The 23,126-nt window shown below is 75.9% G+C and carries 7 protein-coding genes; all 7 read right to left on the bottom strand.

What is annotated here, in order from left to right; translation table 11 throughout:
* Positions 1 to 4: 4 nt before the first annotated feature.
* Positions 5 to 13,477, bottom strand: a complete 13,473-nt coding sequence (locus ACIQ87_RS00530) for an amino acid adenylation domain-containing protein (protein ID WP_402399355.1) — start codon at positions 13,475 to 13,477, stop codon at positions 5 to 7.
* A 73-nt stretch (positions 13,478 to 13,550) separates the two neighbouring features.
* A complete protein-coding gene (locus ACIQ87_RS00525) occupies positions 13,551 to 14,546 on the bottom strand; it encodes a TauD/TfdA family dioxygenase (RefSeq protein WP_402399352.1) in 996 nt (331 codons plus the stop codon).
* Positions 14,547 to 14,554: 8 nt separating this feature from the next.
* On the bottom strand, positions 14,555 to 14,767 hold the full coding sequence (locus tag ACIQ87_RS00520; RefSeq protein ID WP_380451513.1) for an MbtH family protein: 213 nt from the start codon (positions 14,765 to 14,767) through the stop codon (positions 14,555 to 14,557).
* A gap of 110 nt (positions 14,768 to 14,877) precedes the next feature.
* Positions 14,878 to 16,062, bottom strand: a complete 1,185-nt coding sequence (locus tag ACIQ87_RS00515; protein ID WP_402399349.1) for a cytochrome P450 — start codon at positions 16,060 to 16,062, stop codon at positions 14,878 to 14,880.
* The gene (locus tag ACIQ87_RS00510; RefSeq protein ID WP_402399347.1) at positions 16,062 to 16,841 is read right to left on the bottom strand and encodes a thioesterase II family protein; all 780 of its coding nucleotides are present in this window, start codon (positions 16,839 to 16,841) and stop codon (positions 16,062 to 16,064) included. The genes ACIQ87_RS00515 and ACIQ87_RS00510 overlap by 1 nt, the downstream gene beginning before the upstream one ends.
* A complete protein-coding gene (locus ACIQ87_RS00505; protein WP_402399344.1) occupies positions 16,838 to 18,592 on the bottom strand; it encodes a non-ribosomal peptide synthetase in 1,755 nt (584 codons plus the stop codon). The genes ACIQ87_RS00510 and ACIQ87_RS00505 overlap by 4 nt, the downstream gene beginning before the upstream one ends.
* Positions 18,593 to 18,601: 9 nt before the next feature.
* Positions 18,602 to 23,101: an amino acid adenylation domain-containing protein gene (locus ACIQ87_RS00500; protein WP_402399342.1), complete on the bottom strand. Its 4,500-nt coding sequence runs from the start codon at positions 23,099 to 23,101 to the stop codon at positions 18,602 to 18,604.
* Positions 23,102 to 23,126: the final 25 nt, after the last annotated feature.

Raw genomic sequence — 23,126 nt, 5'->3', positions numbered from 1 at the left:
CGGGTCACGCTCCCGGCTTCTCGGTGGGCTTGTCGGTGGGCTTGTTCGTGGGCGGGTTCTCGGCCGGCGCGTCGGCCGGCTTCTCGACGGCGCGCAGCTTCTCCGCCAGCACGGCGGCGATCCGTGCGAGCGGTTGCGGCCTGGTCAGCTCGCCGTGCGCGCAGTCGAGGCGGTGGCTGTCGATCCGGCCGTCCAGGTACGGCCGCCAGGCCTGCTCGTACGGCCAGTCGGCGGGCTTGCCGGTGGTCGCCCCGAAGAAGACGGCGTCCCCCGGGTAGCGGGCGGGCACGTGCTCGGCCATCAGCTTGCGGTGCCGGTCGAAGACCTCGGGCAGCACCGCCACCGCGTCACCGAGCACGGCCCGCAGGTCGGCGAGGCCCCGGCCGTCCGCCGGGTCGTAGCCGAGCGAGTGCAGCAACTCGGCCAGGGTGTCGGCGGTTTCGACGGGCGGCGGGGCGTCGTCGGTGCGGGTCGCCGGGGCGCCGTCGAGCAGGGCCAGCAGCCCGACCTCCACACCCTCGGCCCGTAGCCGCACGGCCATCTCCTGCGCGACCACCGCGCCGAAGGACCAGCCCAGCAGGTGGTACGGGCCGTCGGGGCGCACCGCGCGGATCTGCCGCACGTAGTCCTCGGCGATCTCGGCGACGCTCGCCGGTGCGTCGCCGCGCAGGCCCCGGGCCTGGAGGCCGTACACCGGCTGCTCGGGGCCGAGGTGGCGCAGCAGCCCGGAGTAGACCCAGCTGATGCCGGCCGCCGGGTGGACGCAGAACAGCGGGGCGCGTTCGCCGCCGGCGCGCAGCGGCAGCAGGACGTCCAGGGCGTCGGCCGCCGGGCCGTGGTCGGGGCTCCGGTCGAGGTGCCGGGCGAGGCCGGCCACGGTGGGCGCCTCGAACAGCGCCCGCATGCCGGGGTCGGCGCCGAGGGTGGTGCGGACGCGGGCGAGCAGCTTCATGGCGAGCAGGGAGTGGCCGCCGAGGTCGAAGAAGTCGTCGTCGATCCCGACGCGCTCCAGGCCGAGGGTCTCGGCGAACAGCGCGCAGAGCAGTTCCTCCTGGGGGGTGCGGGCGGCGCGGCCGCCGGTGAGCGGCCCGAAGTCCGGTGCGGGCAGCGCCGTCCGGTCGAGCTTGCCGGTGCCGGTGAGCGGCAGGGCGGCGAGCGGGACGACGGCGGCGGGCAGCATGTAGCCGGGCAGGTGGCCGGCGGCGAAGGCGCGCAGGTCGGCCGGGCCGAGCGGGCCGTCGGTGACGACGTACGCGACCAGGCGCAGCCCGTCCCCGTCGGGCAGGACGGCGGCCTGCTGCACCCGCGGGTGGCGCGTCAGCACGTGCTCGATCTCGCCGAGTTCGATCCGGAAGCCGCGGATCTTCACCTGGTGGTCGGTGCGGCCCAGGTACTCCACGCCGCCCTCGCGGGTGCGGCGGGCGAGGTCCCCGGTGCGGTACATCCGCGCGCCGCCCGGCTCGAAGGGGCAGGCGACGAAGCGCTCCGCCGTGAGCCCCGGGCGGTCCAGGTAGCCGCGGGCCAGCCCGGCACCGGCCAGGTACAACTCCCCCGGCACGCCCGGCGGGACGGGGTTGAGGTACTCGTCCAGGACGTACGCCCGCACCCCGGGGATCGGGCCGCCGAGGCCGGGGCGCGGTGCGGCGGCGACGGGTTGGCCGAGGGTGTAGATCGTGGCCTCGGTCGGGCCGTACAGGTTGTGGCCGACGGTGTCCGGGGCCTCGCGCAGGGCGCTCCAGAGCTGCTGTCCGACGGCTTCGCCGCCGAGCACCAGCACGGACGGTGCGGCGCCACGGGGCACTCCCTGACCGTCGAGCACTCCCCCGCCGTCGAGCGGTCCCCCGCCCGCGAGCGGTCCCTCGCCCGCGAGCAGTCCCTCGGCGAGGAGCTGCTCGGCGTAGGAGGGGGTGAGGTCCATGGCGCCGATGCCGGTGGCGCGGACGTGCCGGACCAGGGCGGCCGGGTCGCGGCGCAGCTCGTCGCCGATCAGGTGCAGCTCGTGCCCGGCGAACATCCAGAGCAGGCTCTCCAGTGATCCGTCGAAGGACAGCGAGGCGGTGAGCGCGGCGCGCAGTCGGCCGTGCGCGGCCTCGGCGGGGGCGACCACCCCGGCCAGGTGGGCGGCCAGCCGCGCGGCGATGCTCCCGTGTGGGACGACGACGCCCTTGGGGCGGCCGGTGGAGCCCGAGGTGTAGATCAGGTAGGCGGCGTTGTCGGCCGCGGCGCGCGGTGCCGGGTCGCTGTCCGGTCCGGTGGCCTCGGCGACGGCCACGGCGGGGGTGCCGGCCAGGGCCTCGGGCTTCGGCCAGCCGTCGTCGGTGAGGACGAGGGCGGGGGTCGCGTCGGCGAGGGTGCGGGCGGTGCGGTCGGCGGGGTGGTCGGCGTCCAGTGGCAGGTAGGCGCCGCCGGCCTTGAGCACGGCCAGGATCGCGATCACGCTCTCGGCCGAGCGGGGCAGGGCGAGGGCGACGACGGACTCGGGGCCGACGCCCTGCCCGATCAGGTGGTGGGCGAGGCGGTTGGCGCGGGCGTTGAGTTCGGCGAAGGTCAGCGCGGTGTCGCCGCAGACCAGCGCGACGGCCTCCGGGGTGCGGGCGGCCTGGTCCGCGAAGGCGGCCGGGAGCAGCGGGACTTCGGCCGGCAGGGCGGCTCCGGCGGTCGGGAGCGCGGCGCGCTCCTCGGCCGGGAGCAGCTCGATCCGGCCGATCGGCAGCCCCGGATCGGCGGCCACCGCCGTCAGCAGTCGGCCGAAGCGGACGGCGATCGCCTCGACCGTCTCGCGGTCGAAGAGGTCGGTGGCGAAGTCGATCGCGCACTCCAGGCCGGCGGGCGCGCCGTCGGCGTCGAAGGACTCGCCGAGGCCGACGCTCAGGTCGAACTTGGCGACCGTCCCGGCGGAGGACTCCACGGAGGCGTCCAGTCCGGCCGGGGCGAGCGGCGCGGAGTCGCCCGACCGGCCCTCCAGCAGCAGCGCCACCTGGAAGAGCGGGTGGCGGGCCAGTGAGCGGGCCGGGTTCAGCTCCTCGACCAGGCGCTCGAAGGGCACGTCCTGGTGGGCGTGGGCGTCGAGTTGGGTCTCCCGGACGCGGGCCAGCAGCTCGGTGAAGCTCGGGTTCCCGGAGGTGTCGGTGCGCAGCACCAGGGTGTTGACGAAGAAGCCGACCAGCTCGTCCAGCGCCTCGTCGGAGCGCCCGGCGACGACCGAGCCGATCGGGACGTCGGTGCCCGCGCCGAGACGGGTGAGCAGAGCGGCGAGCGCGGCCTGGACGGTCATGAACATCGTCACCCGGTGCTCGCGTGACAACTCGCCGAGCGCACGGTGGAGTTCGGCGCCGTAGGGCACGACGACCCGGTCGCCGCGGTGGGTGGCGGCGGCGTGGCGCGGCCGGTCGACGGGCAGCGACAGTTCCTCGGGCAGACCGGCCAGCTTCTCGCGCCAGTGGGCGAGTTGGCGGGAGAGCAGGCTCCGCGGGTCGTCCTCCTCGCCGAGCAGCTCGCGCTGCCAGAGCGCGTAGTCGGCGTACTGGACGGGCAGCGGCGCCCACTGCGGGGCCGTGCCACCGGTGCGGGCCGCGTAGGCGGTGGCGAGGTCGCGCAGCAGCGGGCCCATCGACCAGCCGTCCCCGGCGATGTGGTGCAGGACGAGGGCGAGCAGGTGCTCGCCGGGCCCGGCCGGGATCAGGTGGGCGCGGACGGGCAGGTCGGCGGCCAGGTCGAAGGGCAGGGCCGTACGGCTCGCGGGGTCGGTGCCGGCCGGCAGCAGCTCGACCCGGACGCGGGCCTGCCCGACGGGCAGGATCCGCTGGTACGGGGTGCCGTCCTCGCTCTCCGCGATCAGGGTGCGCAGGCTCTCGTGCCGGGCGACGACGTCGCCGAGTGCCAGTTCCAGTGCGCCCTGGTCCAACTCCCCTGCCACACGCAGGAGGAGCGGCAGGTTGTAGAGGGCGCTGGGGCCCTCCATCCGGTCGATCAGCCACAGCCGCTGCTGGGCGAAGGACAGCGGCACCCGCTCGGGCCGCTCACGGTCGGCGGTCAGCGCCGCCCGCCGCGAACCGACGCCCAGCCGAACGGCCAGTCGAACGGCCAGCCCGGCCGCGGTCGGAGCCTCGAAGACGTCCCGGATGCCCAGTTCGGCTCCGAGCGCGGACCGTACCCGGCTGAGCAGCTTCATGGCGAGCAGGGAGTGGCCGCCGAGGTCGAAGAAGTCGTCGTCGATGCCGACCGTCTCCAGGCCGAGCACCTCCGCGAACAGTCCGCAGAGGATCTCCTCCTGCGGTGTGCGGGCGGCGCGGCCGGCGGACAGCGCGGCGAAGTCCGGTGCGGGGAGCGCCCGATGGTCGACCTTGCCGCTGCCCGTCAGGGGCAGCGCGTCGAGCAGGACGACGGCGGCCGGCACCATGTAGCCGGGCAGTGACTCGGCGGCGAACCGCCGTAGTTCGGCGGCGAGTTCGGGCGTTTCCTGGGCCGCCGCGCAGTGGGCGACCAGTCGCCGGTCACCGGTGTCGCTCTCCCGGACGGTGACCACGGCCTGGCGGACGGCGGGGTGGCCGGCCAACACCTGCTCGATCTCGCCGAGTTCGACACGGAAGCCGCGGATCTTCACCTGGTGGTCGGTGCGGCCCAGGTACTCCACGCCGCCCTCGCGGGTGCGCCGGGCGAGGTCCCCGGTGCGGTACATCCGCATGCCCGGCTCGAAGGGGCAGGCGACGAAGCGCTCCGCCGTCATGCCGGGACGGTCCAGGTAGCCGCGGGCCAGCCCGGCACCGGCCAGGTACAACTCCCCCGGTACACCGGGCGGAACGGGGTTGAGGTACTCGTCCAGGACGTACGCCCGCACCCCGGCGATCGGGCCGCCGAGGCCGGGGCACTCCACCGCGGCGAACGGCTGGGTCAGCGCGTAGACGGTGGCCTCGGTCGGGCCGTAGAAGTTGTGGCCCGCGGTGTCGGGGTGCTCCCGCAGCCGCTGCCACAGCGCCTGGCCGACGGCCTCCCCGCCGAGCAGCAGGAGGCGTGGCGCGGGTGCGTCCAGCAGCCCCTCCTCGATCAGCTGCTCGGTGTAGGACGGGGTGATGTGCAGGGCGTCGATGCCGGCCTCGGCCGTGTGCCGGACCAGGGCGGCCGGGTCGCGGCGCAGCTCGTCGCCGATCAGGTGCAGCTCGTGCCCGGCGAACATCCAGAGCACGGGCTCCAGGGAGGCGTCGAAGCAGAGCGAGGCGGTGAGCGCGATCCGCTGCCGGCCGTGGGCCTCCTCGACGCCCCGGATCAGGGCGGCGCGGTGGGCGGCCAGCAGGGCGGCGACGGCGCCGTGCGGGACGACGACGCCCTTGGGGCGGCCGGTGGAGCCCGAGGTGTAGATGACGTAGGCGGCGTCGCCCGGGTCGACGGCGTCGTACTGCGGGTCGACGGCGTCGTACTGCGGGTCGTCGGTGTCGCCTTCCGGAAGGCCGGCGACGTCCAGGGTGGTCAGGCCGGTCAGCACCTCGGGCAGCGGCCAGCGGTCGTCGGTGAGGGCGAGCGCCGGACGGGCGTCGGCGAGCATGTGGGCGGTGCGCTCGGCCGGGTACTCGGCGTCCAGCGGCAGGTAGGCCGCGCCGGCCTTGAGCACGGCGAGCATGGCGACCACCGTCTCCACCGAGCGGGGCAGGGCGAGGGCGACGACCGACTCCCGTCCGGCGCCCGCGGCCCGCAGGCGGCGGGCGAGGCGGTCGGCGCGGGCGTTCAGCTCGGCGAAGGTCAGCCGGGTGTCGCCGCAGACCAGCGCGACGGCCTCCGGGGTGCGGGCGGCCTGGTCCGCGAAGGCGGCGGGCAGCAGCGGGATTTCGGCCGGCAGGGCGGCGCCGGCGGTCGGAAGCGCGGCCCGCTCCTCGGCCGGGAGCAGCTCGATCCGGCCGATCGGCAGCTCCGGCTCGGCCGTCACCGCCGCCAGCAGCCGGCCGAGTCGGGCGGCGATCGCCTCGACCGTCTCGCGGTCGAAGAGGTCGGTGGCGAAGTCGAGGGCGCAGTCGATCCCGGCGGGCTCGCCGTCGGGGCCGAAGGACTCCTCGGCGATCAGGCTGAGGTCGAACTTGGCGGAGCCGGTGCCCGCCCCGAGCGGCTCGACCCGCAGGCCCGCCGTCGACGGCTCGGCCCGCTCGTTGCTCTGGAGCACCAGCATGACCTGGAACAGCGGGTGGCGGGCCAGCGATCGGGCCGGCTTGAGCTCCTCCACCAGGCGCTCGAACGGCGTGTCCTGGTGGGCGTAGGCGCCGAGGGCGGTCTCCCGGGCACGGCCGAGCAGTTCGGCGAAGCTCGGGTTGCCGGAGGTGTCGGTGCGCAGCACCAGGGTGTTGACGAAGAAGCCGACCAGCTCGTCCAGCGCCTCGTCGGAGCGCCCGGCGACGACCGAGCCGATCGGGACGTCGGTGCCCGCGCCGAGGCGGGTGAGCAGGGCGGCGAGCGCGGCCTGGACGGTCATGAACAGGGTGACCCGGTGCTCGCGCGACAGGGCGAGCAGTTCGCGGTGGCGCCGCGCGTCGAGGGTGAGCGCCACCCGGTCGCCGCGGTGGGAGGCGACGGGCGGGCGGGGGCGGTCCAGCGGCAGCGTGGCCTCCTCCGGGAGGTCGGCCAGGGTGTCGCGCCAGTAGGCGAGTTGGCGGGCGGCCAGGCTCCGCGGGTCCTCCTCGTCGCCGAGCAGCTCGCGCTGCCAGAGCGCGTAGTCGGCGTACTGGACGGGCAGCGGCGCCCAGTCGGGGGCGTGGCCGCCGGTGCGGGCGGTGTAGGCGGCGGTGAGATCGCGGACCAGTGGGCCGAGGGACCAGCCGTCGCTGGCGATGTGGTGCAGCGCCAGCACCAGCACGTGCTCCTCGGGCGAGACCCGCAACAGGGTGGCGCGCAGGGGCAGTTCGGTGCGCAGGTCGAAGGCGTGGCGGCACAGTTCGGCCACGGCGCCGGCGACCTCGGCGGCCGGGCAGGCGCGCGTGTCGAGGGGGGCGGCGGCCTCGCCGGCCGGGAGGATCCGCTGGTACGGGGTGCCGTCCTCGCTCTCGCCGATCAGGGTGCGCAGGCTCTCGTGCCGGGCGAGGAGGTCGCCGAGCGCCGACTCCAGTGCGGCGGCGTCCAGTTCGCCCGCCAGGCGCAGTGCCAGCGGCGCGTTGTAGAGGGCGCTGGGGCCCTCCATCCGGTCGATCAGCCACAGCCGCTGCTGGGCGAAGGACAGCGGCACCCGCTCGGGGCGCGTGCCGTTTCCGCCCAGCGCCGCCCGCCGCGGGCCGGCGCCCAGCCGGCCGGCCAGCCCGGCCACGTTCGGCGTCTCGAAGACGTCCCTGATCCCCAGTTCGGCTCCGAGCGCGGACCGTACCCGGCTGAGCAGCTTGGTGGCGAGCAGGGAGTGGCCGCCGAGGTCGAAGAAGTCGTCGTCGATGCCGACCGTCTCCAGGCCGAGCACCTCCGCGAACAGTCCGCAGAGGATCTCCTCCTGCGGTGTGCGGGCGGCGCGGCCGGCGGACAGCGCGGCGAAGTCCGGCGCCGGGAGGGCGGACCGGTCCAGCTTGCCGTTGGCGTTCAGCGGCAGCGCGTCCAGCGGCACGATCGCGGCGGGCAGCATGTAGCCGGGCAGGGTCCGGGCGGCGGTGGCGCGCAGTTCGGCCGGGTCGAGCGGGCCGTCGGTGACGGTGTACGCGACCAGGCGCAGCGCGTCCTGGTCGGGCAGGACGGCGGCCTGGAGCACCCGGGGGTGGGCGGTCAGGGCGCGTTCGATCTCGCCGAGTTCGATCCGGAAGCCGCGGATCTTCACCTGGTGGTCGGTGCGGCCGAGGTACTCCAGCTCCCCGTCCCGGGTGCGGCGCAGCAGGTCCCCGGTGCGGTACATCCGCGCGCCCGGCTCGAAGGGGCAGGCGACGAAGCGCTCCGCCGTGAGTCCCGGGCGGTCGAGGTAGCCGCGGGCCAGCCCGGCGCCGGCCAGGTACAGCTCCCCCGGCACCCCGGTCGGGACGGGGTTGAGGTACTCGTCCAGGAGGTAGCCGCGGGTGCCGGCGACGGTGCGGCCGAGGACGGGCCGCCCGGTGGCCGCCAGCGGGTGGGTGAGGGCGTCGACGGTGCACTCGGTCGGGCCGTAGAGGTTGTGGGCGGCGGTGCCCGGCGCCTCGCGCAGCCGGGTCCAGAGCGCCTGGCCGACGGCCTCGCCGCCGAGCAGCACCAGGGCCGGCGCGGGCTCGTCCAGCAGGCCCTCCTCGAGCAGCTGCTCGGCGTAGGAGGGGGTCACCTCCAGGACGCCGATCCGCTGTTCGCGCACGTGGTGGACCAGGGCCCGGGCGTCGCGCCGCACGTCGCCGCCGACCAGGTGCAGCTCGTGCCCGGCGACGAGCCAGAGCAGGCCGTCCCAGGAGGCGTCGAAGCAGAGCGAGGCGGTGAGGGCGACCCGCTGCCGGGTGGTGCCGGCCATCACTCCGGTGCGGTGGGCGGCCAGCAGGGCGGCGATGCCGCCGTGCGGGACGACGACGCCCTTGGGGCGGCCGGTGGATCCCGAGGTGAAGATGACGTAGGCGGCGTCGGCCGCGCCGGCCCGCGGCGCCGGGTCCGTCTCCGGGCCCGGACCCGGACCCGGTTCGGCGAGGTCGAGCGCGGGGTGTCCGTCGAGTGCCTCGGGCAGCGGCCAGCGGTCGTCGGTGAGCACCAGTGCCGGGCGGGCCTCGGCCAGCATGTGGGCGGTGCGCTCGGCCGGGTACTCGGCGTCCAGCGGCAGGTAGGCGCCGCCGGCCTTGAGCACGGCGAGGATCGCCACCACCGTCTCCGCGGAGCGCGGCAGCGCCAGCGCCACCACGTGCTCGGGGCCGACGCCCTGGGTGATCAGCCGGTGGGCGAGGCGGTTGGCCCGGGCGTTCAGCTCGGCGAAGGTCAGCCGGGTGTCGCCGCAGACCAGCGCGACGGCCTCCGGGGTGCGGGCGGCCTGGGCCTCGAAGGCGGCGGGCACCAGGGGCACCCGTGCGGGCAGCGGTGTGTGGTCGCCCGCGGCCGCGGACCGCGCCGCGGCGGGCAGGACGTCCAGTTCGGCGACGGACCGCCGGGGGTCCTCGACGATCTGACGGAGGATCAGGTCCAGCGCGGTGGCGAGCCGGTCGGCGGTCTCGCGGTCGAACAGGTCGGTGGCGTACTCCAGGACGCCGGCCAGGCCTCCGGCGGCACCGTCGGCGCCCTGCCGCTCGACCAGGCGCAGGGTGAGGTCGAAGGTGGCCGTCCCGAAGTCGACCGGCTCCTCCGTCACCGTCACGCCGGGCAGGTCCGGGCCGTCCTCGACGGCGCCCGCGAAGGCGAGCATCACCTGGAACAGCGGGTGGCAGGCGGTCGACCGGGTCGGGTTCAGCTCCTCCACCAGCCGCTCGAAGGGCACGTCCTGGTGGGCGTGGGCGGCCAGGTCGGTCTCCCGGACGCGGGCCAGCAGGTCGGCGAAGCCCGGGCGGCCGGCGAGGTCGGTGCGCAGCACCAGGGTGCCGGCGAAGAAGCCGACCAGCTCCTGCACGGCCTCGTCGAGGCGCCCGGCCAGCGGGGTGCCGATCGGCAGGTCGGTACCGGCGCCGAAGCGGTGCAGCAGGGTGGCGTACGCGGCCTGGAGGACCATGAAGAGGGTGACGCCGTGTTCGGCGGCGAGGGCGGTGAGCCGGGCGTGCAGGTCGGCGTCGAACTCCAGCGGGACGACCGCGCCGCGGTGGGAGGCGACCGGCGGGCGGGGGCGGTCCAGCGGCAGCGGCAGCTCCTCCGGGGCGCCGGCCAGGGTCTCGCGCCAGTGGGCGAGTTGGCGGGAGAGCAGGCTCTGCGGGTCCTCCTCGGAGCCGAGCAGCTCGTGCTGCCAGAGCGCGTGGTCGGCGTACTGGACGGGCAGCGGCGCCCAGTCGGGGGCGTCGCCGGCCAGGCGGGAGCGGTAGGCCTCGGCGAGGTCGCGGTAGAGCGGGCCGAGCGAGGCGCCGTCCCCGGCGATGTGGTGGACGACCAGGACCAGCACGTGCTCCTCGGCGCCCTCGGACCGCAGGTAGGCGTGGACCGGGAGGTCGGTGGCGAGGTCGAAGGTGTGGCCGGCGAGTTCGTCGGTCGGGCGGTCGGTGACGGTGAGCAGGGCGGCGGTGGGGGCGTCGAGGACGCGCTGGTACGGGGTGCCGTCCTGCTCACCGACGACGGTGCGCAGGGCCTCGTGCCGCTGGACGACGTCGCCGAGGGCGGCCGCCAGGGCGGTGGGGTCGAGCGGGCCGCTCAGCCGCAGGGCGAGGGTCACGTTGTAGGTGGCCGAGGGGCCGTCGGCCCGGTCGAGGAACCAGAGGCGGCGCTGGGCGAAGGAGAGCGGCACCCGCTCGGGCCGGACGGCGGGGCGCAGCGCGGGGCGGGCCGGGGCGGGGGTGTCGGCCGCGCGCTCGGCGATCCGGTCGGTGAGCCCGGCGACGGTGGGCGCCTGGAAGAGGTCGCCGATGGCGAGTTCGACGCCGAGTTCGGCGCGGGCCCGGCCGACCAGGCGGGTGGCGAGCAGGGAGTGGCCGCCGAGGGCGAAGAAGTCGTCGTCGATGGTGATGTCGTCGATGCCGAGGAGGTCGCCGAAGAGGTCGCAGAGCACCCGTTCGCGCTCGTCCCTGGGGGCGCGCCCGGTGTCGTCGGCGGCGAGGTCGGGGGCGGGCAGGGCCCGGCGGTCGACCTTGCCGTTGGCGTTGAGCGGCAGCGCGTCCAGCAGGACGACCACGGCGGGGACCATGTAGCCGGGCAGCACGGTGCCGGCGAAGGCGCGCAGCTCGGCCGGGGTGAGCGTGGCCTCGGCGGTGCAGTAGGCGACCAGCCGGGTGTCGCCGGGGCGGTCCTCGCGGGCGATCACGATGACCTGGCGGACGGCCGGGTGGCGGGAGAGCGCCGCCTCGATCTCGCCGAGTTCGATCCGGAAGCCGCGCAGCTTGACCTGGCCGTCGATCCGGCCGAGGAACTCCACGGCGCCGTCGGCGCGCAGCCGCACCAGGTCCCCGGTGCGGTACATGCGCTCGCCCGGCAGGTACGGGCAGGCGACGAAGCGCTCGGCGGTCAGGCCGGGCCGGCCGAGGTAGCCGCGGGCCAGGCCGGCGCCGGCGAGGTACAGCTCGCCGGGGACGCCGGGCGGGACGGGGCGCAGCCGGGCGTCCAGGACGTAGGCGCGCATGTTGTCCATCGGGCCGCCGATCGGCACCCGGGGGCCGTCGAGGTCGGCGGGGGCGAGCGGGTGGTGGGTGGCGAAGGTGGTGGTCTCGGTGGGCCCGTAGACGTGGGCGAGCAGCAGGTCGGGGCAGGCTTCCAGGACGCGCCGCATCAGCACGCCGGAGGCGGCCTCGCCGCCGGTGCAGACGACGCGCAGGGCGGCGAAGGTCTCCGGGGCCTGCTCGGCGACGAGGTCGAACAGGGCCTTGGTGAGGAAGACGGCGGTGACGGCGTGGCGGACGGTGACGGCGTGCAGGGCGGCGGCGTCGAGGGCGCCGGGCGGGGCGACCACGACGGTGCCGCCGGCCAGCAGGGGCGTCCAGATCTCGTAGGTGGCGGCGTCGAAGGCGTGCGGGGAGTGCAGCAGGACGCGCCGGTGCCGGCCGTCCCGCCAGCGGCGGTCGGCGGCGAGGTCGAGGACGTCGCGGTGGCGCACGGCGACGCCCTTGGGGCGGCCGGTGGAGCCGGAGGTGTACATCGCGTAGGCGAGCTGGTCCGGGTGGACGGGCAGGCCGGGGCGGTGGCCGGGGGCGCCGGCCTCGTCGCCGGGGCGGACCACGGCGGCGCCGTGCGGGAAGCCGGGGTCGGCGCGGTCGGTGAGCAGGACGGGGGCGGCGGTGTCGGCGAGCACGCCGGTCATCCGCTCGGGCGGCAGGCCGGGGTGCATGGGGACGTAGCAGCCGCCGGCCTTGAGGACGGCCAGGGTGGCGACGACGACGTCGGCGGAGCGTTCCATCAGCATCGCGACGGGGGTCTCGGGGCCGACGCCGAGGGCGGTCAGATGGTGGGCGAGGCGGTTGGCGCGGGTGTCGAGTTCGGCGTAGCTGAGGGCGCCGCCGTCGTGGACGAGGGCGGTGGCGTGCGGGGTGCGGTCGGCCTGGCGCTCGAAGGACTCGGCGAGGGTGCCGGACCGGCGGGGGGCGTCGGTGGCGTTCCACTCGGTGAGGACGCGGGTGCGCTCCTCGGGGGCGAGCACGTCGAGGGTGCCGATGGGGGCGTGCGGGTCGGCGGCGGCGCCGGCCAGCAGCCGGCCGAGCCGTTCGGCCAGGGCGGCGACGGTGGCGCGGTCGTAGAGGTCGGCGGAGTACTCGATCGAGCCGGTGAGCCCGGCGGGGGCGCCGTCGGGGCCGTGCCGTTCGGTGATGCCGATGTTGAGGTCGAACTTGGCGACCCGCAGGCCGATCGGCTCGGGGGCGGACTCCAGCCCGGGCAGGTCGAGTTCGGCGTCCTGGCCGTGGTTCTGCAGCACCAGCAGGGTCTGGAACAGCGGGTGACGGCCGAGCGCCCGGGGCGGGTTGAGCTCCTCGACGATGCGCTCGAAGGGGAGGTCCTGGTGGGCGAAGGCGTCGAGTTGGGCCTCCCGGACCCGTCCGAGCAGTTCGGCGAAGCCCGGGTCGCCTGAGGTATCGGCGCGCAGGACCAGGGAGTTGACGAAGAAGCCGACGAGGTCGTCCAGGGCCTCGTCGGAGCGTCCGGCGACGCCGGTGCCCAGCGGGATGTCGGTGCCGGCGCCGAGCCGGGTGAACAGGGCGGCCAGGCCGGCCTGGAGAACGGTGAACAGGGTGGTGCGGTGGGTGCGGGCGAGGTCGACCAGGGCGGTGTGCAGGCCGGCGTCCCAGGCGAGGTCGACGGAGTCGGCGGCGCCGGTGGGGGCGGGCGGTCGGGGGCGGTCGGTCGGCAGCTCCAGTTCCTCCGGGAGTCCGGCCAACGCGGTTCGCCAGTGGTCGAGTTGGCGGGCGAGCAGGCTCTCGGGGTCGTGCTCGTCGCCGAGCAGGTCGCGCTGCCAGAGCGCGTAGTCGGCGTACTGGATCGGCAGCGGTTCCCAGTCGGGGGCGCGGCCGGCGAGCCGGGCCCGGTAGGCCTCGGCGAGGTCGCGCAGCAGCGGGCCGAGCGACCAGCCGTCGCCGGCGATGTGGTGGAGCACGACGAGCAGCACGTGCTCGGTCGGGGCGAGGGTGAACACCGTGACCCGGATGGGCAGTTCGCGGCTCAGGTCGAAGGTCTCGGCGGCCGCGGCGTCCCGGCGGGCCGGGTAGTCGTCCGGTGCGCAGTCCACGGCCAGGAAGCGCGGTCGCGCCTCCTCGGCCGGCAGGATCCGCTGCACCGGGACGCCCCCGGCCACCGGGAACACCGTGCGCAGGGCCTCGTGCCGGGCGACCACGTCCGCCGTCGCGGCGCGCAGCGCGGCGGTGTCGAGGCGGCCGCGCAGGCGCAGGGCGAACGGCAGGTTGTACAGCGCGGTCGGCCCCTCGATCTGGTCGATCAGCCAGAGCCGTTGTTGGGCGTACGAAACCGGGATCACGGTGCTTCCTCTACTCGGGTCTGCTCACGGCAACGGCACGGGCTGGTCGGCGGGGCGGTGCGGAACGGGGCCCTCAGACGGCGGCCAGGGTGGGCCGGACGCTGGGCCGGCAGTCCAGGACGTCCAGCGGGCGCCCCATCGAGACGGCGATCCTGCGGTCGCCGCGGTACGGGTCCCGGCCGTGGGCGCAGAGCACGTTGTCGACCAGCATCACGTCGCCGACCTGCCAGCGCTCGCGCACGGTCGCCGCGTGGTACGCCTCGTTGAGGGCGTCGACGTCGGCGCGCTCCAGCGGTTCGCCGTCGCCGAACCCGGTGTTGAACGGCAGGCCGTCCGGGCCGAACTCGTCGGTCATCGCCTCGCGGATGTCCGGGTCGAGCGACCACTCGTTCCAGAACGCGAGGTGGTTGAACCAGACCTCCTCGCCGGTCACCGGGTGGTGGATGGTGCCGGGGCGCAGCTGGGTGGTGCGCAGGTTGCCGTCCGCCAGCCACTCCGTGGTGATGCCGTTCTCCCGGCAGTAGGCCTCGACCTCGGCGCGGTCCTCGGTGGCGAAGGCGGTGCGCCAGCCGAGGGAGACGTAGTCCGAGTAGTTGCGGGTGAGGGTCCAGCCGTAGGTCCGCATCCGCTCGACCAGGTGCGCGGGCAGGTGGTCGAGCACCCGGCGGCAGTCGGCGGTGGGGGTGGCCCCGCCCTCCTCGGGGGCGGTCAGGCAGGCGAAGAGCAGCCGGCCGGGGAAGGTCAGGGTGTAGCTGTTCTCGTTGTGCATCCGGATCGGCTGGGCCGGCGGCAGGTCGGTGGAGGAGAAGACGCCGTTGCCGTAGTCGCTGCGCGGGGTGGCCTTCTCCCGGTACGGGGTGCGCTCGGGGATGAGGACGTCGCGCACGGCGGCGACGTCCTCGGTGTCGGCGACCGGCAGGCCGCGCAGGAAGATCGTGCCGTGCCGGTGCAGGGCTTCGGTGAGGGCGCTCTCGTTCTCGCGCAGCCACTCGCAGGCCTCGCCGATGTCGGCGGTGCGCGGCGCGTGGGCGAGGGCCGGGCGGCCGGGGTTCAGTTCCCAGGTCGGCATGGCGGCGGTCACCGGTCGGCGAGGGCGGCGACCAGGCTGGCGGGCCTGATGTCGGTCCAGTTGGCCTCGATGTGGTCGAGGCAGCCCTGGCGGGTGTCCTCGCCGTGGACGGTGGTCCAGCCGGCCGGCACGTCGATCCAGACCGGCCACAGGGAGTGCTGGTTCTCGTCGTTGACCAGCACCAGGTAGCCGGCGTTGTCGTCCTCGAACGGGTTGCTCATGGTGTCCTCCTTGGGTTGCTTCGAAGGTAGGGGCGGGCCGCGCGGCGGAACGGCAGGAGTCGCGGCAGGAACGCGGCAGTTGGGGCCCTGCCGCAGGGCGGAACGGGCTGTCAGCGCGGGGTGAGGCGGACCGGGAAGCGGTCCAGGCCGAAGTTGATGATCGAGCGGTTGTGGGTGACCGGCCCGGTCGGCTCGATGGCGGCGACGCGCTCCAGCATCGCCGTGAACAGGCCGCCGAGTTCGGCCTTGGCCAGCGGCGCGCCGACGCAGTAGTGGGCGCCGAGGCCGAGCGCGAGGTGCTTGTTGGGGGCGCGGTCGAGCAGGATCTCCTCGGGCCGGTCGAAGGCCTCCGGGTCCCGGTTGGCGGACCAGACCCAGACCGCGACCCGGTCGCCGCGCCGGATGGTGCGGCCGTCGAGCTCGGTGTCCCGGCCGGCGGTGCGCAGGGTGTGCAGCCCGACCGAGGTCCACCGCAGCAGTTCGTCCAGGGCCGAGTCCATGCCGACCTCGCCGCGCTGCAGCTGCCGCCACAGGTCCGGGTGCTGGACCAGGGTGTGCAGGCCCATGGCGGCGGTGTGGCGGACGGTCTGGACGCCGCCGACCACGATGTTGTCCAGGTTGAGGACGACGTCCTCGATCGGCAGCAGCTTCCCGCCGACCCGGTAGGTGGCCATCATGCTGATCAGGTCGTCGCGCGGGTCGCTGCGGCGCAGCATCACCTGGTGCAGCAGGTACGGGATGAGCTGCTGGTGGCCGGCCCGGCGCTCCTCGGGGGTGCGGCCGAGGAAGGCGACGTCGCAGACCCGCACGACCATGTCGCGGTCCGCCTCCGGGACGTCCAGCAGGTCGCACATGACGGACAGCGGCAGCGCGGAGACGGCGTCGACGAGGTCCACCTCGCCCTGTTCGACGGCCTGGTCGACGATCGAGGCGGCGAGTTCGGCGATGCCCCGGGAGGCTCCGCGCACCGCGCCCGGGGAGAAGAACGGGTTGGCGGGGGCGCGGAGTTCGCGGTGCCGGGGCGGGTCGGTGAGGGCCATCATCCGGCCGGAGCCGACCGGCACGTTGCCCTCGCCCGCGCCGAGCAGCGAACCCTGTTCGGAGCTGTAGACGGCGGCGTTGCGCAGCACCTCGGCGGAGTGCCGGTAGGAGAGCACCGACCAGACCGGCCCGTCGTCGACGGTGTCGGTGAGGTGGACGGCGGACTCCCGGCGCAGCTCCGCGACCAGCGCGGGGGTGTCGGGGCGGGCCCACAGGTCGGGGTCGGTGAGGTCGACCGCGGTGGTGGCTGGCATCAGTGCTCCGTGGTGGGGTCGTGGGCGGCGCCGGGCCGCGCGACGAGGGAGGTCAGCAGGTCGACCGGGCCGGGCCCGTCGACGGTGGCGAGCAGGTGGCCGCCGGGGACGACGTGGTGGCCGTGGCCGCCGCGGGTGTGGACGGCCCATCCTTCGAGCCCGCCGACGGCGAGGAGCGGGTCCTCGACGCCGACGACGGTGTGCAGGGCCGAGCCGATCGGCGGGTGCGGGCGGGGCCGGTAGGTGTCGACCACGGCCAGGTCGGTGCGGATGCCGCGCAGCGCGTGCTCCTTGAGGTCGCCGTCGCCCGCGACGAGTTCGCCCATCCCGGCGAGCCGCAGCAGGTCGTCGGCGGTGTACTGCGGGCGGTCGGCGCCGGCCCAGGCGGCGGGCGGCGAGGCGGAGGCGGCGACGACCAGTTCGGGCCGGCGCTCGGCGGGCAGCGCCCGGGCGACCTCGTAGCCGAGCAGGGCGCCGAAGCTCTGCCCGTAGAAGCCGAACCGGCCGGTCAGGTACGGGGTGAGGGCCTCCAGGACGGCGTCGACCAGCAGGTCGAAGCTCGCGGGCATCGGGTGGCCGAGCCGGCCGCCGCGGGCGGGCGGGCGCAGCGCCCAGACCTCGGCGACCGGGGCGAGGGCGCGGGCGAGCGGGGTGTAGGCGGTGGCGTCGCCCCCGGCGTGCGGGAAGCAGAACAGCCGGTACGGGCGGTGCGGTTGGGGGGCGGGGACGAACAGCCAGTCCCCCTCGACGCGGGGCCGCACCCGCAGTGCGGTGGTCATGCGCCGGCCGCCCGGGCGCGGGCGGTCAGGGCGGGCCGCGGGGCGGCGGTGCCGGCCGCGACGGCGCGCTCGACGGTGGCGGTGAAGGCGGCGAGGTCGGCCGAGTCGAGGAGGTGGCGCAGCTGGAGTTCGATGCCGAGCCGGCGGCGCAGCAGGTGGACGACCCGCAGCGCGGCGATCGAGTGGCCGCCGAGCGAGAAGAAGTCGTCGGTGGGCCGGACGCCGCCGACGCCGAGCACGGTGCTCCAGACCTCGGCGACCTGCCCGGCCAGTCCGGCGGCCTCCTGCGGCGCGCCTTCCTCGACGGCGGCGGCGGGGGCGGCGGGTACGGGCAGCGCCGCCAGGTCGACCTTGCCGTTCGGGGTGAGCGGCAGGGCGTCCAGCACGGTGATCGTCGAGGGCACCAGGTGGGCGGGGACGGTGGCCCGCAGCCGCTCGGTCAGTTCGGCGGCGGTGACGGCGCCGGTGACGTACCCGGCGAGCCGGCGGTCGCCGGGGGCGGGCTCGTACACGGTGACGGCGGCGGACCGGACGCCCGCCAGCCGGGCCAGGGCGTGCTCGACCTCGCCGAGCTCGATCCGGTAGCCGCGCAGCTTGACCTGGCGGTCCACCCGGCCGACGTACTCCAGCCGGCCGCCCTCGCCGCGCCGGGCCTGGTCGCCGGTGCGGTACATCCTCTCGCCGGGGGCGGTCGGGTCGGCGAGGAAGCGCTCGGCGGTCAGGCCGGGCCGGCCGACGTAGCCGTGGGCGAGGCCGGGCCCGGCCAGGTACAGCTCGCCGACGACGCCGTCGGGGACGGGAGCGAGCTTCTCGTCCAGCAGGTGCAGGCGCACCCCGGGCAGCGGCTCGCCCAGGTGCGGCCCGGGGCCGGTGATCGGCGCGGTGACGGCGTCGACGGTGCACTCGGTGGGCCCGTACAGGTTGAGCGCGTCGATGCCGCCGTCGGCCAGCTCCCGCCAGGTGCGCTCGGGGACGGGCTCGCCGCCCATGAACAGCCGCGGCACCCGGGCGCCGGCGAGCGGCTCGCGCAGCAGCTCCCAGTGCGAGGGGGTCAGGTCGAGGTCGGTGACGGCGTGCTCGGCGAGCAGGGCGGCCACCCGGGCCGGGTCGGCGCGCTGCTCCTCGCCGATGACCAGGACGGTGTCGCCGCGGCAGATCCGGGCCCACTGCTGGACGGAGGCGTCGAAGGAGACACTGGCGTTCCAGCCGACCACACCGGGCTCGGCGCGGTAGGCGCCGGCGGTCTCCAGGGCCTCGACCAGGGCGGCGACGGCGCCGCGCGACACCTCGACGCCCTTGGGGCGGCCGGTGGAGCCTGAGGTGAAGATGACGTAGGCCGGGTCCAGCGGGTGGGCGTGCTCCGGCAGTTCGGGCCCGTCGGCGGCGGCGTCCGGGCGCAGCACCGGCACGCCCTCGGCGGCGGGCAGGCCGTCGGCGCTGATCAGGGCGGCGAGCCGGGCGTCGGCGGCCATGAGGGCGAGCCGCTCGGCGGGGTAGGCCGGGTCGAGCGGGACGTAGGCGGCGCCGGCCCGCCAGACGGCGAGCAGGGCGACCGGCAGGTCGGCGGTGCGGGCGAGGTGGACGCCGACCCGGTCGCCGCGGCCGATGCCGCGCTCGCGCAGGGCGCGGGCCAGGGCGGCGGTGCGGCGGTCGAGTTCGGCGAAGTCCAGGCGGGCCGGGCCCGCGAGGACGGCGGTGCCACCGGGGTGGGCGGCGACGGTGTCGCGCAGGCGGTCCAGCAGATCGGTCATGACGGCTCCTCAGGACTCTCGGGCGGCGGCGGCCATGGTGTGCAGGGCGGCGGCGTAGGTGTCGATGAACTGCTCGGCGGTGCTGTCGGCGACCAGCGAGCGCTGGTGGTCCACGGCGAGCAGCACCCGCTGCGTGACCGGGTCCTGGATCACCGAGGCGCCGAAGGCGAAGCTGTTGGGTTCGTGGCGCAGGGTCGGCTCGGTGCCGATCCGGCCGTCCACGATGCGGGCCGAGCTGAGCCGGCCGAGGGCGTGGAAGCGCAGGTAGCCGAACTGGCTGTCCAGCGCGGTGTCGGTCATCAGCCGGGCGAGCCGGGCGAAGGGCACCCGGCGGTGCGGCATCATGTCCAGCTCCTCCCGGTGGACCTCGCGGACCAGGGCGAGCAGGTCGTCGGTGGGCTCGCAGCTCAGCGGGACGGTGTTGAGGAACAGCCCGTACACCTCGGTGCCGCCGAGCCGTTCCAGCCGGCCGTTGACGGCCAGGCCGGTGGTGACGCGCCGACGTCCGGTGACGGCGGCGAGGGCGTGCAGGTGGGCGGCGAGCGCCACCGACTTGACCGGCACGCCGAGCGCGTCGGCGACGTCGCGCAACTGCTCGGGCGCCTCCGGCAGCACCCGTTCGACGGTGCGCGGCGCCTCGTGGACGTCCTCGCTGCCGGGGAACAGCTGGCCGCTGACGCCGGTCAGCCGCTCGCGCCAGTAGCCGAGCGAGCGCTCGTCCCCGGCGGCCTGCCGTTCGACGGCCACGAAGTCGCGGAAGGCGGTGCGCGGCGGCGGGGCCGGGACGCCGAGCGGGTCGGCGGCGAGGGCGCCGTGGCGCTCCAGGATCTCGGTGAGCAGCGAGGTGAAGCTCCAGCCGTCGAGGATCGCGTGGTGCTCGGAGACGGTGAGCTGGAAGGCGTCCTCGGCGAGGCGCTGCACGGTGATCCGGAACAGCGGCGGCGCGGTGAGGTCGAAGGGCGTCCACCGGTGGGTGTCGAAGACCTCGCGGATCGCGGTGTCCTGGTCCGCCTCCGCCGCGCCGCGCAGGTCGGCGAACTCGACGGGGGCGGGCAGCCGGCCGTGGACGAGCTGCAGCGGTTCGCCGTAGCCGGACAGGTCCAGGCCGGTGCGCAGCACCGCGTGGCGGTCCATGGCCTCGGCGACGGAGCGGCGGAAGGCCTGCTCGTCGAGGTCGCCGGCGATCCGGTAGGAGTTGACGTTGTGGTAGCTGTCGGTGCCGCCGGCGATCTCCATGTGGAAGACCATGGAGAGCTGCATGGACACCATCGGGTAGGCGTCGACGAGGCCGGGCGGCAGGTCGGCGCGGTCCTCCGGGGAGATCAGGGCGAAGGGCTCGCGGGCGTCCCGGTCCTCGGTGACGGGCTTCGCCAGCGGCAGCAGGGCGGCCACGGTGGGGGCGTTGAAGACGTCCCGCAGGCTGAGCCCCCAGCCGCGCTCGTGCAGCGCGCCGGCCAGCTGGACGGCCCGGATGGAGTCCCCGCCGAGGTGGAAGAAGTCGTCGTGGACGCCGATGCCGTCGACCCCGAGGACCTCGGTCCAGACGGCGGCGAAGGCCTCCTCCTCCGGGGTGCGCGGCTCGACGTGGCGCCCGCCGGTGGCGGCGCCGCGCTGGCCGGGGGCGGGCAGGGCGGCGCGGTCCACCTTGCCGTTGACGGTGAGCGGCAGCGCGTCCAGCACGGTGTAGCTCGCCGGGACCATGTACGGGGGCAGCGAGCGGCCGAGGAAGGCGCGGACGTCGGCGGGCTCGCGGCCGGTGACGTACGCGGCGAGGCGGTCCTCGTGCACGGTGACGACGCAGGCGTCGACGTCCGGGTGGGCGGCGAGCGCGTTCTCGATCTCGCCGAGCTCGATCCGGAAGCCGCGCAGCTTGACCTGGAAGTCGGCGCGCCCGATGTACTCCAGTCCGCCGCCGGGCAGCCGGCGGGCGACGTCGCCGGTGCGGTAGAGCCGGGCACCGGGCGGGCCGTACGGGTCGGCGACGAAGCGGCCCGCGGTGAGGCCGGGGCGGCCCCAGTAGCCGTGGGCGAGGCTGCCGCCGCCGATGTACAGCTCGCCGGCCGCGCCGGGCGGCACCGGCCGCAGCCAGTCGTCCAGGACCTGGGCGCTCAGGTGCGGCATCGGGGTGCCGATCAGGCTGCGCTCGAAGCCGGCGCTGCCGGCCAGGTCGTGGGTGGTGACGTGGACGGTGGTCTCGGTGATGCCGTACAGGTTGCACAGCCGGGCCGGGGGCGGCGGGTCGAGTTCGAACCAGCGCTGGACGACGGCCGGGTCCAGCGCCTCCCCGCCGAGCATGATCCACTTCAGTGCGGGCAGGGCGCGCGGACTGCGGCGCAGCACCGGCTCCAGCTGGCGCAGCGCGGAGGGGGTGAGGCAGAGGCAGGAGACGGCCTCCTCCTCCAGCAGCTGGGCGAACTCCTCCGGCGAGCGGCTGGTCACGTACGGGACGACGACCAGGCGGGCGCCGTGCAGCAGGGCGCCCCACATCTCCCAGACCGTCCAGTCGAAGGCGTAGCTGTGGAACAGCGTCCAGGTCTCCCGCGGGCCGAAGCCGAAGTGCCGCTCGCCGTCCGCCATCAGCCGGCTGACGTGCTCGTGGGCGACGGCGACGCCCTTGGGGCGGCCGGTGGAGCCGGAGGTGAAGATGACGTAGGCGACGTCGCCGGGGCGTCCGGCGGCCGGCGGGCGGGTGTCGGGGCGGGCGGCCAGGTCGGCGGCCTCGGCCGTCAGGTCGTAGGCCCGCCAGGGGCCTTCGGGCACCCGGTCCGGGCGGTCGGTGACGACCAGGGTGGCGCCGGTGTCGCCGAAGACGAGCGCGGCGCGGTCGGCGGGGGCGGCGAGGTCGACGGGCACGTAGGCGGCGCCGGTCTTGAGCACGCCGAGGACGGTGACCAGGACGTCGGCGGTGCGCTCCAGCAGCATGCCGATCCGGTCGCCTGGGCCGGCGCCGCGGGCGCGCAGGGCGTGGGCGAGGCGGTTGGCCCGGCGGTCCAGTTCGGCGTAGCTCAGAGTGCGGTCGGGGTCGCTGACGGCGGGCCGGTCCGGGTGGGCGTCGGCGGCCCGCTCGAACAGGTGGTGCAGGCAGTGGCCGGGGGTGTCGGTGGCCGCCGTCGGGTCGGCGGCGGCGCCGGCCGCCCGGGTGGTCAGCCGCAGCACGGTGGCGTCGGGGTCGTCCAGGGCGGCGGTGAGCAGGGTGTCGTACTCGGCGGCGAGGCGGCGGACCGTTCCGCCGTCGAACAGGTCGCTGCGGTACTCGGCCTCGCCGCGCAGCTCGCCGCCGTGCTCCCCGCCGGTCTCGCCGCCGGTCTCGCCGCGGTTCTCCCCGCCGTCGAAGACCGACCAGGTGAGGTCGAACTTGCTGGTGCCGTTGGAGCGCACCCGGCTCACCGCCATGGCCGCCGGGCCGAGCGCCAGCGGGGTGCGGTCCTCGCCGTGGGCGCCGAACACCACCTGCACCAGCGGCGGGTGCTGGGCGCTGCGGGCGCCGCCGAGCAGGTCGACGATCCGGTCGAAGGGCAGGTCGAGGTAGCCGTACGCCTCGAAGGCGACGTCCTGGACGTGCTCCAGCAGGTCCCGGAAGCCCATCGTGGGCGCGAGCCGCAGGCGCAGCGGCACCAGGTTGACGAAGTAGCCGAGCAGGTGCTCCAGTTCGGGGCGGTCGCGGGTGGTGACCGGGGTGCCGACGACCAGGTCCTCGGCGCCGGTCCAGCGGTTCAGCAGCAGGGCGAAGGCGGCCAGCTGGACGGTGAACGGGGTGACGCCCTGCGCCTCGGCCAGGGCGCGGACCCGGGCCGCCGTGCCGGGGGTGAGGCCGAACTCCTCGGTCCGGCCGGCCGCGCCGCGCTCGGCGGGCCGGGGCCGGTCGGTGGGCAGCTCCAGCAGGGCGGGGGCGCCGTCCAGCCGCTCCTTCCAGTAGGTCAGGTGCTCCTCGTACGAGGTGCCGAGCTGCTCCCGCGCGTAGTCGGCGTACTGGACCGTCAGCTCCGGCAGTTCGGCCTCCCGGCCGCGCACCGCCGCGCCGTACAGCTCGGCGAGCTCGCGCTCGAAGACCTCGGCGGACCAGCCGTCCCAGACGATGTGGTGGACGGTGAACAGCACGGTGGTGCGCTCGTCGGCGAGCCGGAACGCCTCGGCGCGCAGCAGCGGTCCGGCGGCCAGGTCGAAGGGCTCGGCGCAGCGGGCGGCGAGCAGTTCCTCCAGGCGCCGCGCCTGGCCGGGGCCGCTCAGCGGGCGCAGGTCGGTCACCGCGAGCGGCACGGTGAGGCCGTGGTGCACCTGCTGGCGGGGGCCGTCGGGGTGCAGCGCGAAGGTGGTGCGCAGCGCCTCGTGGCGGGCGGTCACGGCGTCCAGCGCGCCCTGGAGGAGCGCGAGGTCGAGCGGGCCGGTGACGTCGAGGGTCCAGGGGGTGCAGTAGGTGACGGCGCTCGGGTCGAGGCGGTCGAGGAACCAGAGGCCGCGCTGCAGCCCCGAGGCGGGCGCGGTGCGCGCCGGGTGGTCGGACGGGCTCACGGCCTCGTTCCCTTCGTGTGCGGTG

Source organism: Kitasatospora sp. NPDC096204 (assembly GCF_044763205.1).
Taxonomy (GTDB): domain Bacteria; phylum Actinomycetota; class Actinomycetes; order Streptomycetales; family Streptomycetaceae; genus Kitasatospora.
Note: the sequence above shows the minus strand (reverse complement) of the source record. Positions and strands in the feature narration are given on the sequence as shown.